The organism is Kribbella soli (assembly GCF_004331345.1).
In the GTDB taxonomy this organism is placed as follows: domain Bacteria; phylum Actinomycetota; class Actinomycetes; order Propionibacteriales; family Kribbellaceae; genus Kribbella; species Kribbella soli.
In genome coordinates this window covers 266,617-279,500 of the sequence record NZ_SJJZ01000006.1, presented here as the reverse complement: position 1 = coordinate 279,500, position 12,884 = coordinate 266,617, and the positions used below count along the sequence as shown (strand labels likewise).

At 69.1% G+C, this 12,884-nt stretch carries 9 protein-coding genes; 6 read left to right on the top strand and 3 right to left on the bottom strand.

Features of this window, described 5'->3' with window-relative positions; genetic code table 11:
* Window positions 1-16: 16 nt before the first annotated feature.
* Both E0H45_RS40445 and E0H45_RS40440 read right to left on the bottom strand, forming a co-directional pair.
* Window positions 17-1,615 (bottom strand): FAD-dependent oxidoreductase, encoded by a 1,599-nt coding sequence (locus tag E0H45_RS40445; RefSeq protein ID WP_238155675.1) that lies wholly within the window; start codon window positions 1,613-1,615, stop codon window positions 17-19.
* Window positions 1,612-2,655 carry a LacI family DNA-binding transcriptional regulator gene (locus tag E0H45_RS40440; protein ID WP_131347788.1) on the bottom strand — a complete coding sequence of 348 codons (1,044 nt, stop codon included), beginning with the start codon at window positions 2,653-2,655 and terminating at the stop codon, window positions 1,612-1,614. The genes E0H45_RS40445 and E0H45_RS40440 overlap by 4 nt, the downstream gene beginning before the upstream one ends.
* Before the next feature lie 155 nt (window positions 2,656-2,810).
* On the opposite strand from E0H45_RS40440, the gene E0H45_RS40435 reads away from it, so the two are divergent.
* From E0H45_RS40435 to E0H45_RS40415, 5 genes are all read left to right on the top strand, one after another.
* Window positions 2,811-5,153, top strand: a complete 2,343-nt coding sequence (locus E0H45_RS40435) for a hypothetical protein (RefSeq protein WP_131347786.1) — start codon at window positions 2,811-2,813, stop codon at window positions 5,151-5,153.
* Between the two features lie 107 nt (window positions 5,154-5,260).
* Window positions 5,261-6,814 carry a WD40 repeat domain-containing protein gene (locus tag E0H45_RS40430; protein WP_131347782.1) on the top strand — a complete coding sequence of 518 codons (1,554 nt, stop codon included), beginning with the start codon at window positions 5,261-5,263 and terminating at the stop codon, window positions 6,812-6,814.
* Between the two features lie 478 nt (window positions 6,815-7,292).
* Complete coding sequence (locus tag E0H45_RS40425; protein WP_202872752.1) at window positions 7,293-8,393, top strand: sensor histidine kinase; 1,101 nt, start codon at window positions 7,293-7,295, stop codon at window positions 8,391-8,393.
* Window positions 8,386-9,057, top strand: a complete 672-nt coding sequence (locus E0H45_RS40420; protein ID WP_131347780.1) for a response regulator — start codon at window positions 8,386-8,388, stop codon at window positions 9,055-9,057. Before E0H45_RS40425 ends, E0H45_RS40420 begins: the two co-directional genes overlap by 8 nt.
* Before the next feature lie 227 nt (window positions 9,058-9,284).
* Window positions 9,285-10,487: an MFS transporter gene (locus tag E0H45_RS40415; protein WP_131347778.1), complete on the top strand. Its 1,203-nt coding sequence runs from the start codon at window positions 9,285-9,287 to the stop codon at window positions 10,485-10,487.
* Here E0H45_RS40415 and E0H45_RS40410 read toward each other — a convergent pair.
* Window positions 10,484-11,482: a YdcF family protein gene (locus tag E0H45_RS40410; RefSeq protein WP_131347776.1), complete on the bottom strand. Its 999-nt coding sequence runs from the start codon at window positions 11,480-11,482 to the stop codon at window positions 10,484-10,486. The genes E0H45_RS40415 and E0H45_RS40410 overlap by 4 nt on opposite strands.
* Window positions 11,483-11,614: 132 nt before the next feature.
* Between E0H45_RS40410 and E0H45_RS40405 the strand changes: the two genes are divergently transcribed.
* A complete protein-coding gene (locus E0H45_RS40405) occupies window positions 11,615-12,850 on the top strand; it encodes a D-arabinono-1,4-lactone oxidase (protein WP_131348289.1) in 1,236 nt (411 codons plus the stop codon).
* Window positions 12,851-12,884 lie beyond the last annotated feature (34 nt).

Genomic DNA, 12,884 nt, shown 5'->3' with positions numbered 1-12,884 from the left:
TTCGTGCTGGGGATGACTAGTAGCCGGCGATCTCGGGCCAGTGGAGCTCGACCCCGGCCTCGCTCAACCGGCCCTGGAGGCGTTCGACGAGGGTGTCGTCGGTCGCGATCTGCTGCGGGCTCAGGCCGCTCTCGAGGCAGAACGCCACGAGTTCGCCGGCCGATTCGCCGATGTTCCACTCGACCGGATGCAGCCGGTAGGCGCCGTTGGTGATGTGGGTGGTGCCGATGTTCTTGGCGGCCGGCACCAGGTTGTGGGTGGCCACCGGGACCAGCGCGCCGAGCGGGATCTCGAACGGTGCGCACTCGACGTCGATGTAGTTGTCGCCGCCGGTGGAGGGGTGCAGGTCGATCCGGTACATCCCGACTCCGACCGAAGCGTCGAACCGGGCCGGACCGTCGTACCCGCGGGCCTTGATCGAGATGTCCTGCTCGCGGACGGTGGTGAGCGCCTTGATCCGGCGCGATTCCCGGATGTACGGCGCCTGCGCGAAGCCGTCCGTGGTGCCGACCAGGTCGCCGCGGAGCCGCAGACCGGGCCAGCCGCGACCGCCGTCCGGACGTGGTGCCTCGGTCTGCAGCCAGTACACGTAGGCACGGGACTGCGCCTTCGCGGCCAGCAGATGTACGGCGCGGTCGTCGGTGTCGATGATCGAGCCGCTGACGTAGTCGAGCTGCGGCCAGTTGGCGAGCACGATGTCGCTGTCGTAGAAGCCGTCGGCGAAGTTCTGCCGGGCCGCGATCCGGCGGAACTGCCACAGGTCGTTGTCGCCCGCGTCGAACCGCGGGTCCCCGGTGGCGTCGGCGGCCGGGTTGACGATCATGGTCCGCTCTTCCGGCGCCAGCGTCCGCGGGTTCGGGGCGACGAAGGACAGCATCGGCGCGCCCCAGAACGGCAGCTCGAACGAACGCCAGAAGTCGTAGTCGTCAGGCCGCGCGATCGTGTGGTCGCCGGCGGCGTGGTCGAACACGAAACACCACGCGATCGACTGCACGTTGGCCGGATCCGCGACCTCCGCGGCACTCGGCTCACCGGTGTCGGATCGCGCCTCGGCGCCGACGACGTACTCCGTGCCGGTCAGCGGCAGTAGGTCGCCGGTCTCGGTCCCGTCCAGGACGAACTCGGCGGAGATCACGGTCTCGGCCCCGGTCGTCGGATCCGCGACCGTGACGGTGCGGACGACGCCGTCGGTCACCTCGGCCGCGACCGGCACGCAGGGTTGCAGAACGGTCAGCCGCCCGGTTGACCGGTACGGCGCGAGGAGTGCGGTGATGACCGCGTCGGCCACGCGCGGCTCGTGGCACAGGCGGCTGACCCGGCCACGTCCCGGATTCAGCTCGCGATCCATGCGAGCGGCGTCGGTCAGTGGGTAGTGATCCCGGTAGTAGCGGCGAATGCCTTCGCGGAGCGCGCGGTATCGGGCGGTGATACCGAACTGCTCGACCCAGATGTGTTCGTCGGGCGGCACTGCCTGCGAGGTGAGCTGTCCACCGAGCCAGGCGTACTCCTCGGTCATCACCACGCGCCGGCCGCGCTGCAGCAACGCCAGCGCGGCGGCGACGGAGCCGAGACCACCGCCGATGATCGCGACCTCGGTAGAAATCCGTTCGGTCATGAGCCGGTCCGTACGACGATGGTGGCGCCGGACTCGACCTCGGCGACCAGATGCCGCCGCGTCTCCAGGTCGGCCCACTCCTGCGGCTCGGTCGAGATCAGCAACTGGAGCAGGTCGAGCGCCTCGGCCGCGAGTTGTTCCCTCGGGACGTGGAAGCCCGCGAGCGGCCGGCCCTCGATCCGATGGCCGCGGACCTCGCCGAGTGCCGCGACCGAGATCTCGTCTGGTACGGCGACTCCAGCGGCCGTCAGCGCGTGGACGACATCCTCGATCAGGAAGGCGTCCTCGGCGATGATGACGGTCGCACCGGTGGCCTGCGCCAGTCGGGGCAGGTCGGCGATCCGCTCCTCTCCGACGAGCAGGAACGCGAGTCGGCCGTCTGCAGAGGCGGCCTCGACGGCACCGCGACGGTCCCGGGCCGCGGGCGTGTCCCGGCCGCGGTGCACGTAGAGCGCCTGCTGGTGCCCGGCGGCCGCGGCCTGGTCGATCAGCGCCGTGGTCGGCGTGACGTAGTCGATGGCGACGTACGGCACCGCGGCGGCGGTCTCGTCCCGGCGGCCGATGGCGACGAACGGGAACTGTTCCGCGACCAGTCGCTCCAGCTCGGACGCGACCATCTGCTGGCCGAGCAGCACGCAGCCGTCGGTCAGCCGCAGCCGGGTCTTGCGGTGGAACAGGCTCCGGGTGCCGTCCTCGACCGGTGACGAGGTGAAGAACAGCAGGTCCCAGCCGATCTGCTCGGCGGCGCGTTCGATCCCGTTCAGCAACGGCCCGTAGAAGTCCATGCTCTCCGGGGACAGCGCGGCCTCGTACGTGAAGACGCCGATGATCTGGTTGTCCAGGCCGGCCAGTCGGCGCGCCGCCGGGTCAGCGACGTACGTCAGTTGCTCGATGGCCTGCTTGACCCGTGCCCGGGTCGCCTCGGGGATCCGCACTCCGCCGCCGTCGCGGTCGTTCAGCACCACCGACACAGTGGTCTGGCTGACGCCGGCGAGTTCGGCGATCTCGCGCTGGGTGACCCGGCGAGGTTTCGGTGCCATCGTTCCTCCGTGGTGATAATGCCTATCTTCAGCAAGCTGCAGCGACCATAGCCCAGGAAAAGTCGTTAGCGCAATGACCTCTTGACGACGAGCTTCGGGGCTGGGAACGTTCCGTCCATCGATCTGAAGATGCGCATTATCAGAAGGAGTAGTCGATGACCTCCACCCTCAGCCGCCGCAGCCTGCTCGGCGCGGCGCTCGCGGCCGGTGTCGTACTGGTCGCCGAAGCGACCCCGATCAGCGCGTTCGCCGCGGCCGGTGACGTGACCCTGACAGCCGGCGGCATCAGCCTGCTGGCCAGCCCCGGCGGCCGGCTCGCCATCCGTGACGCTGGTGGCGTCACGCGGTCCGCCGGGTCGAAGTTCCAGGTCAAGGACAGCGTCGCCGGCGTCCTGACCTCCACCGGCGGCACCCCGACGCTGAGCGCCCTCGCGGACGGTACGCCGGCGATCCGGATGGACTACACCTTCGATGCCGCCGCCGGCTCGACGGTGGTCACCGGCTGGTTCAGCGTCAGTACGTCGCACGCCCGGCTGGAATGGCGGATCACCGGGGCGAACACGCTGCTCCCGGACGGTTTCCTGTTCAGCCGCGCGATCCAGGCGCCGACGGCACCGGACGACTACATCGCGATCACCGAGTGGATCCGCGACGCCGGCGGCGGGATCCCGTACGAGGACACCGTCGGCGTCGCGCACACGTCGACGTGGAGCTCCAGCCTGCACGGTCTGTTCCTGCTGGACAGCTCCCGGCAGGCGTGGACGAACGCGACCTGGGTGCACTCGCCGGGTGTGGTGGATCCGGCCGGCGGCTGGACCAGCCGGGCCGACTTCTTCTTCTCCGAGACGCGCCCGTCGGCGACGGCCACCATCGGCCGCGGGCGGGAGCTCGGGATCGAGCTCACCACCAACAGCGACTTCAATCTGTACGAGTCGGCCGGTGCGCCGATGCAGCTCACCGCGCTGGTGGCCAACGGGGGCACGGCCAAGTCGGTCGACCTCGAACTGTGGATGCGCAGCTTCGACGGCGTACTCCTGGCCTCGACGACCGTGACCGGAAGCGTCGCCGCGGCCGGCACCTGGCAACACACCTTCAACCTGACCGCGCCGGCCAGTGGGATTGCGCTGGCGGAGGTGGTGGTCCGATCCGGCGACGACGAGGCCTTCGCGCGGACCAATCTCGCCGTGCTCCCGGCGTACGACTACCAGGCCGGCGCGGACAGCATGTTCGGGATCGCCAACTACCCGTGGCTCCAGCGGCCGAGCGCCGACGCCGTACTCGATCTGTGGCAGCGGGCCGGGATCAGCGTGGTCCGGATCGCGTACGACGGTGGGCCCGGGCTGCCACCGTCTGCGTTCGACGCGCGCGGGATGCGGCACAACATCGAACTGCAGCCGTCGTTGACCGTGACCGACACCGAGGCGGCCGCCTGGGCCGCGGACAAGCTGGCGGTGGCGGCCGGTGCCGGTGCCGGGTACTTCGAGGTGGGCAACGAACTGAACCGGCCGTTCAACACCGGGGATGCCGCACAGGCCTATCTGGACAAGGTGATGCGGCCGGTGTTCGACCGCCGGGCCGTCACCGGGGACACCGTGAAGCTGATGAACAACGGGCTGGCCGGGATGGACAAGCCGTGGGTGGAGAACTTCATCGCCGCGGGCGGCTGGGACCTGATCGATGCCTTCGCCTACCACCCGGGTCGCGGCAACTTCACGCCCGACTACATCCCGCCGGGCGACGACTGGGACACAGGTGCCGTGGGCACCTACTGGAACTTCTACGGCGGGCTGAAGCAGCTCAAGGCGTTGATGGCCGAGCACGGTGCGAAGGAGATCTGGCTGACGGAGGCGTACGCGCCGACCAAGCCCAACAGTTGGTGGCACGACACCTATCGCCACGCTGCGGAGAACGTGCTGTTGAGTCTGGCGCTGGCCAAGGCCGAGGGCATTCGGTGCGTCTGCTGGTACCAGTTCCACGACAGTGTGCTCGGGATGCCGCAGATCGCCGACCCGGACAACGTCGAGTACCACTTCGGCCTGATGAACCGCGACCTGAGTCCGAAGCCGTCGCTGCTGGCGTATGCGACAGCGGCCCGGGTGCTCGACCAGGCCGTCTTCCGCGGGCAGCTGACCTTTGCGGATCCGCTGACGTCCGGCTTGTGGTTCGACACCCCGGACGGGCCGGCGGTCGTGCTGTGGAACCGGGCCGACGGCTACATCCTCAACACGGCCGGTCAGCGCACCGATTGGCACTTCCCGGCGCCGGAGGTCTGGGTCGACCCGTGGCCGACCAAGACACCGCTGACGGTTGCCGCGAGTTCCGCCGTACGAGAGCTGGATGCGATCGGGCAGGCTCGGACGTTGCCCGTCACCAACGGCAAGGCGACGCTGACCCTCGACGGCGCACCGCGCATCTACTACGGCCTGGTCCCGCATGTCAGCGGCACCGGCACCCACACCCTGGCCGGCTGCCGCCCCGGCCGCCGCTACCGCAGATGACCCCGGGCCACGAGGTGCGTGTGCCGACAGTTATCGTTTGACCGCGCATTGTCATCAAGTCATGGGGTCGGCATCTTCCGCCGGAGCGGGCCCTTGGGGGTTTGCTCATGAAGAAGGCCGTTTTGGCTGTCGTCACCGCTGCGGCGGTCGGTGCCGCTGCACTGGTTCCGTCCGGTCCCGCTGTTCAGGCAGCTACTGACGCTGTCAGTGGGACCGCCGCCACCGCGCCGCGCGGGTTCGGGTCCGCGCTGTCGTCGGTGCAGCAGACGGCCTGGCAGACGAACGCGAGCGTGAACGCGCTCGCCGTCGCGGGGAACCTGGTGTTCGCGGGTGGCCTGTTCACTCGGGTCCGGCCGCCGGGGAAGGCACGCGGGGTCGGGGACGCGGCGCGGAAGTACTTCGCGGTGTTCGACCGGACCACCGGCGTACCGACGCGGTTCGCGCCGCAGGTCAACGGGCCGGTGTGGAGCGTCGCGACCTCCCCGGACGGCCGGCGGGTCGTGATCGGCGGCGACTTCACCGTCGTCGACGGGGTGCCGCGGTCGCGGGTGGCGATGTTCGATGTCGCCAGCGGCAAACTCGTGGCCGGCTGGGACCCGGTCGTGAACTACCGGGTCGCGGCGCTGAAGGTCTCCAGTAGCACCGTCTACCTCGGCGGCTCGTTCGGAACCGTGGACAAGGTCGCCCGCGGCCGGGCGGCCGCGGTCACCCTGAACAGCGGTGCGCTGCTGTCGTGGAGTCCGAACGCGAACGACGACGTCCATGCGATCGAGCTGTCGACCGACGGCAAGCGGGCGTTCGTCGGCGGCGGGTTCACCAGGATCGGCGGACGTGACATCCACGCGCTCGCGATGCTGAACGCCGCCACCGGCGCCGCGCTCTCGATGCCCGCTGCGGCTGCGATCCCGCCGAAGTCCGAGGAGTGCGACAGCCGGGTCAAGGACCTCGAAGTCCAAGGGAACAAGGTCTTCGCGTCGAACGCCGGTACCTTCAGCGTGGGTTGCTACGACGGGGTGCTCGCGGCGGACGCCACGACCGGCAAGCTGCTCTGGCAGAGCAAGTGCCGGGGTGCGACCGAGGCGATCAAGGCGATCGGGAACTGGCTGTACAAGGGTTCGCACGCCCACGACTGCAGCGCGGACGGGGCGTTCCCGGACAAGACCGGGATGCACCACTTTCTCGTCTACAGCGCGATCACCGGGAAGCTCGGTCCGTGGTTCCCGAACGCAACCGCCGGCGGCACGACCCTTGTCGGTCCGCTCGCGTTCGCGTCTGGCGGCAACGACCTCTGGGCGGGTGGTGACTTCACCAAGGTGAACGGCGTACCGCAGGAAGGGCTGACCCGGTTCACGAACATGCCGGGTGGCGCGGCGCCGGCACGGCCGGCCGCGCCGAAGGTCGCCAGCGCGCGGGTGAACAAGGTGACGATCGCCTTCCCGACCGTGCTCGACCGCGACAACATCACGCTCACCTACCTGGTGTACCGCGGCAGGACGCGGATCGGCAGCTGGTCGCGGACGTCGAACTCCTGGACGAAGCCAACCGTCACCTCGGTCACCGACTCCGGCCTGACCAGCCGTCAGACGGTGTCGTACCACCTCGAGGTCAGCGACGGCCGCAACGTCCAGAAGAGCCCGACAGTCTCCGTCCGCGTCCGCTGACCTCAACACCGCGCGCCGGCCGGGTGTTCAGGCTGGTGGCGGCACCGCTTCTCGCGAACGGGTGATCTGCAGCTGGACAGGTAGTGCACCGGTGAGACGGTGTACGCGCGGACATACTCACGCTCAGGTGCACTACCCGGCCACCTGACACATCCTGTCGAGCTGCAGATCACACCGCGGCCGGCACCGCGCAGCCAGTTCACGAGACCGCAGACACCCTGCGGTGGCTGGAGACCCGAAATAGCGGTTCTCCTGTCCGGTGTCTGGGTGAACTGCGGGGCCGTGTGACAGGTTCAGGTGGGCTTGCACCTGATATTTCCTGTCCGCAGTACCCGGAAGGTGTCTCTTCCCCCGGCAACCGGCTGACTGCGTTCGCGGTAGCCGCAAGTCCGCCGGGAAACTCTGGCTGCTCATCGGACCACGGGCCGTCGGACTTCGGGCTGAGGTGGTGGTCTGTTGGCTCGGCTAGGTTCGAGGGGTGTCAGAGGAGTACGGGTTGAGCCGGCGACAGCTGATTGTCGCGGACTGCGTCGTCGCGGCCGGGTACGCCGTCCTCGTCCTGCTCACCTCGTCCACCGGGCCCGGGCTCGTCGCGCTCGGGCTCGCGCTGCCGATCGCGGTACGGCGGATCTGGCCGGTCCCCGCCTTCGCCGTCGTATCCGTGATGTCTGCGACCGCGTACGTCGTCGACGCCCTGCACGATCCGCTGCTCGCCGCCGCCTACGTCCTGTACGTCGTCGCACTCACCCGGTCCTCGAACAGGCCGCTGTCCAGCCGCCGCCTGATCGGCCTCGCCGGCGCCGTCGGCTTCGTCGTACTGCTCCTCGCCATGGTGGCCGGCGCACCGGCCGGTCAGGCCCGGCCCGCGCTTGTGCTCACCGGGATCGCCGCGTTGTACGGCGCCTGGGTGCTGGGACAGGTCGTCCGGGACCGACGGGCTGCTGCGGCGCGGGCGGCGCAGGTGCTGGCCGAACAGGCGGTGGCCGCGGAACGGTTGCGGATCGCCCGCGAACTGCACGACATCGTTGCCCACAGCATGGGATTGATCGCGGTCAAGGCCGGGGTCGCCAACCACGTACTGCGGGTACGTCCCGAGGAGGTGTCCGACGCGTTGTCGGTGATCGAGTCCACGAGCCGTGACGCCCTGGTCGAGCTCCGGCACATGCTCGGCCTCTTGCGGACCTCCGACGAGCCGGTGGATCTCGCACCGCCGGCGGGTCTCGCCGCGCTACCGGATCTGGTGAGCCGGGTCGAGTCGACGGGCGTCCAGGTCGAGCTGCAGGTCGACGTACCAGAGCCGCTGCCGGAGGCCGTTGGACTCACCGTCCACCGGATCGTCCAGGAGTGCCTGACCAACGTCACCAAGCACGCCCGCGCCGCACGCTGCCGGATCGCGATCACCGGCGCCGCGAACGCCGTACAGCTCGAGGTTTCCGACGACGGCGCGGGTGGTGCAGTGGTGGAGGGACATGGCCTGATCGGGATCCGGGAGCGGGTGAGTGTGTACGGCGGTTCGTACCGTGCCGGACCGCGCGCGGGTGGCGGCTTCGAGGTCGTCGTACGGCTGCCGTATGAGTGAGATCCGGGTGCTGGTCGCCGACGATCAGGCGTTGCTGCGCGGAAGCTTCCGCGTGCTGATCGACACCACGCCCGGGCTGACGACGGTCGGCGAGGCGGCGGACGGGATCGAGGCGGTCGACCTCGCGCGGCGCGAGCGACCGGACGTCGTACTCATGGACGTCCGGATGCCCCGGCTGGACGGGATCGAGGCGACCCGGCGGATCTGCTCGGCGCCGGAGACGGCCGGGACCAGGGTGCTGATCCTGACGATGTTCGATCTCGACGACGCCGTGTACGCCGGCCTGCGGGCCGGGGCGAGCGGGTTTCTGCTGAAGGATGTCCCGCCCGTCGAGTTGCTGCAGGCAATCAACGTCGTCGCGGCGGGCGAAGGACTGCTGGCACCCTCGATCACGCGCAGGCTGATCGCCGAGTTCGCGCGGCTGGCCGAGCCGGGTCAGGCGCCGATGACCGGTCTCGACGGCGTGACCGAGCGCGAACGGGAGGTGCTGTCGCTGATCGCGCGCGGACTGTCGAACGACGAGATCTGCGATCACCTGCACGTCGGCCGCGGCACAGTGAAGACCCATATCGGGCACCTGCTCGCGAAGCTGCACGCCCGCGACCGGGCCCAGTTGGTGATCGCCGCGTACGAGTCCGGCCTGGTCCAGCCCCGCCGCCGCTGACCGACCGGCGCAATTGAGTGGTTCAGCAGGTGGGCAACGAACTAGGCTGACCGCCGAGTCGACAGTCCACGAGGAGTTGGGGATGCCCGGTCAACCGGGCACGCGCTGAACGCATCTGTCATCGCGTGCCGCTTGCACAGTGTTGGCGCCGGTTCCGGCGTGCGTGAGTGGCGCAGCTCCTCCTTGCCCGGGGCTGTGGTCCCTGGGTCGACTCCTGGGACAACTCTGTGTCGCTGTGGAAGCATCATGACTTCCGGTGGCTCTGGCTCGGCCAGAGCGCCTCGCAACTCGCAAGCTTCGCCGGTCAGGTAACCGTGCCGCTGGTCGCGGTCACCTCGCTCGGCGCCGGTGCCGCACAACTCGGCATACTGCGCGCCGTGCAGGGACTCCCCATCCTGCTCTTCTCACTGGCCGTCGGCGTTCTCGTCGACCGCCTGCGATCCAGGACCGTGCTGGTGGCCGCGGATCTCGGCCGCGCCGTCGTTCTCGCGTCCGTACCGCTCGGGCTGGGCCTCGGCCTGCCGTTCCTGTACGTCGTGGGCTTCACCGTCGGACTGTTCACCGTCTGCTTCGACGTCGCGTACATGGCCTCGTTGCCGCAGCTCGTCGAGCGGAATCAACTTGCCCAGGGCAACAGTATGCTCGAGACCACTCGATCGGCCGCGCAGATCTGCGGCCCCGCGTTCGGCGGTGGACTCGTGTCGCTGCTGGGCGCGCCGATCGCGGTGGTCGCCGGTGCTGTGCTGTACGCGTTCTCCAGCCTGTCCGTCAGCCGTATCCGGAACCGGGTGAGTACGCCGGTCGCGCAGAGCGGCGTACTGCGACAGATCGGTGAAGGCCTGCGCGTCGTCGTACGGGATGCTTCGTTGCGGGCGATCGCCGCCGCGACGTGTGCGTACCAGTTCTCGTTCACCGCGCTGACGACTGTGTACCTGCTCTTCCTCACACGCACGCTCGACCTGCCTGGTGCGGTCGTCGGGCTGGTGATGGCGTCGTTCGGCCCGGGAGTGCTGATCGGTTCGTTGCTGTCCGCGTGGCTGCCGAGACGATTCGGCTACGGGCGCGTGGTGGTGTACGCGGCGCTCGTCTCGGACCTCGTCATGCTGATCACCTCCACTCTCCACGGCCCCGGTCCGATCACGGTCGCCGCGCTGATCGCGATCAACATCCTGTACGGCGCCTTGAGCCAATCCGTCGACGTGGCGGTCGTCGCGATCCGCCAACTTGTCACGCCGCTGCCGGTCCAGGGACGGGTCGTCGCGACGATCAACTTCCTCGGTCTGGGTCTGACCCCACTCGGCGCACTGCTCGGCGGAGCGGCAGCCGGTGTGTTCGGCGTACGGACTGCGTTGCTCGTCGCCACCGCGGGACTGTTCCTGTCGCCGTTGTGTTTGACGCGCCTCAGTCGCAGTCTGGTCGGCCGTGTCTAGAAGTGCGGCAGGATCGCGATGAGGGCGATCAGCAGGCAGATGGCGCCGTTGATGTACGGGTGGCTGGCGAGGATCGCGACGAACTCGCGGATTGTTGCTGTCGGCCAGTAGTACGCCGCCGTCGGGGAGCCGACCACCTGGCCGTTGACCTTCGCCTTGCGGGCCGTGAGTGCGGCGCGGAACGCGTGGAAGTTGTTCGTGACGATCAGGCAGCGGTACTGCGGTTGCAGCTCCACCATCAGGTCCCGGCTGAACGTCAGGTTCTCCCAGGTGGTCGTCGACCTGTCCTCGCGGAGGATCTGGTCGTCCGGTACGCCGTGTTCGACCAGGTACGCCGCCATCGCGTGCGACTCGGGCAGATCCTCACCCGGACCCTGCCCGCCGGACGTCACGAGCTGCGGCGAACGGCCCTTGCGGAGCGCACGCTCGTACACCTGTTGCGCGCGGTCGAGGCGACTGGCCAGCAACGGTGTGACCCGCGACCCCATCAGGCCCGAGCCGAGGACGACGACGAAGTCCACCTTCCGCGACGAACGGACCCGGCTGTAGAAGAACGCGTACACCAGGAAACAGAGGAACAGGAACGAGATGTAGGTCAGGACGCCGAGCAGCACCGACCGTACGGCGGCCAGCGGTTCCCAGCCGATCTTCTGCACCAGCACACTGAAGATCACGAAGCCGATGATCCCGAGGCCGACCAGCAGCGACAGCAAGTTGGACAACCGGCGGCGCTCCCGGCGCAGCATCGTGACGCCGTTGATCACCAGGAACACCGCGAGCACCGCGATCGTCAGCGGGATCGCGACCAGGACCGCGACCACCAGCACCTTGGCGGCGGTCTCACTGACCGCCTCGACCGCGAAGATCAGCCCGAGGCCGGCGAACATCAGCGTGAGGACCAGGAAGATCCCGTTCTTGAACAGCCGCCGGTCCCGCAGGAAGCTGACGCCGAAGACGAGGAACCAGAACCCGGCGATACCGAAACAGATGGCCATCGCGCGCCATCAAACCACGCTCCGTACCCGAGATGGGGGAGGCTCGGGGGCTGGACGGGGCCGGGTGTCCGGGCGGCTGGTGTGCGAGGCTGCGGGGGACGGATCGTGCAGGTCGAGAGAGGTGAGGTCGGCGTGGGTGCTGTGACCAACTGGGCGGGGAACGTCAGCTTTGCGAGTGAGCTCCAGCGGCCCCGGACGATCGAGGAGCTGCAGGAGCTGGTCGCGGCGGCCGAGAAGGTGCGGGTGCTCGGGACCGGGCACTCGTTCAACCGGATCGCCGACAGCACCGGCACGTTGGTCAGCGTCGCCGACCTGCCCACGGTGATCGACGTCGGCGACCGTGGTGTCACGGTCTCGGCCGGGCTCCGGTACGGCGAGATCACGGCGGCTCTGCAGGCCCAGGGACTGGCGTTGCACAACCTCGGGTCGCTGCCGCACATCTCGGTCGCGGGCGCGTGCTCGACCGGCACGCACGGCTCCGGTGACACCAACGGTCCGTTGGCGGACGCGGTCAACGCGATCAGCTTCGTAGACGCTTCCGGTGAGCTCGTCACGTTGACTCGGGATGACCCGGACTTCGCCGGGTCGGTCATCTCGCTCGGTGCGCTCGGGGTGACCGTGAGCATGACGCTCGACGTACAACCGTCGTACCAGATCAGCCAGGTGGTGTACGACGGGTTGCCGGTAGAGCGGCTCGGGGCGGACTTCGCCGAGGTGATGGGGAGCGCGTACAGCGTGAGCGCGTTCACCGACTGGGTGGACCCGGACGTGATGGTGTGGCGCAAGCGGCGGGAGCTGACCGCGCCCGATCCGGAGTGGCTGGGCGCGACGCTCGCCGACGGGCCGCGGCACCCGATCAAGGTGATGCCGGCCGACTACGCGACCCAGCAGGGTGGGGTCGCGGGGCCGTGGAACGAGCGTCTGCCGCACTTCCGCCTCGAGTTCACGCCGAGCAACGGGGACGAACTGCAGTCGGAGTACTTCGTACCGCGCGAGCGGGCCGCCGAGGCGTTCGACGTACTGCGGGCCTTGGGCAACCAGTTCGCGCCGGTGATCCAGGTGTCGGAGGTCCGGACGATCGCCGCCGACGACCTGTGGCTGAGCCCGAGCCAAAGCCGTGACACGGTCGCGTTGCACTTCACCTGGGTCCAGGACGAGGCCGTCGTCCGCCCGGTCGTCGCAGCGTTGGAGGAGGCGCTCGCGCCGCTCGACGCGCGGCCGCACTGGGGCAAGGTGTTCGCCGCCGACGCAGCCACGCTCGCCGAGCGATACCCAAAGGTGAAGGACTTCGTCGCGCTGGCGGCGAAGTACGACCCAACCGGCAAGTTCCGCAACGAGTACCTGGACACCTTCCTGCCCATCGGCTGAGTTCGGCGAGAAGCTCTCAGAGCTGCGCGACCAA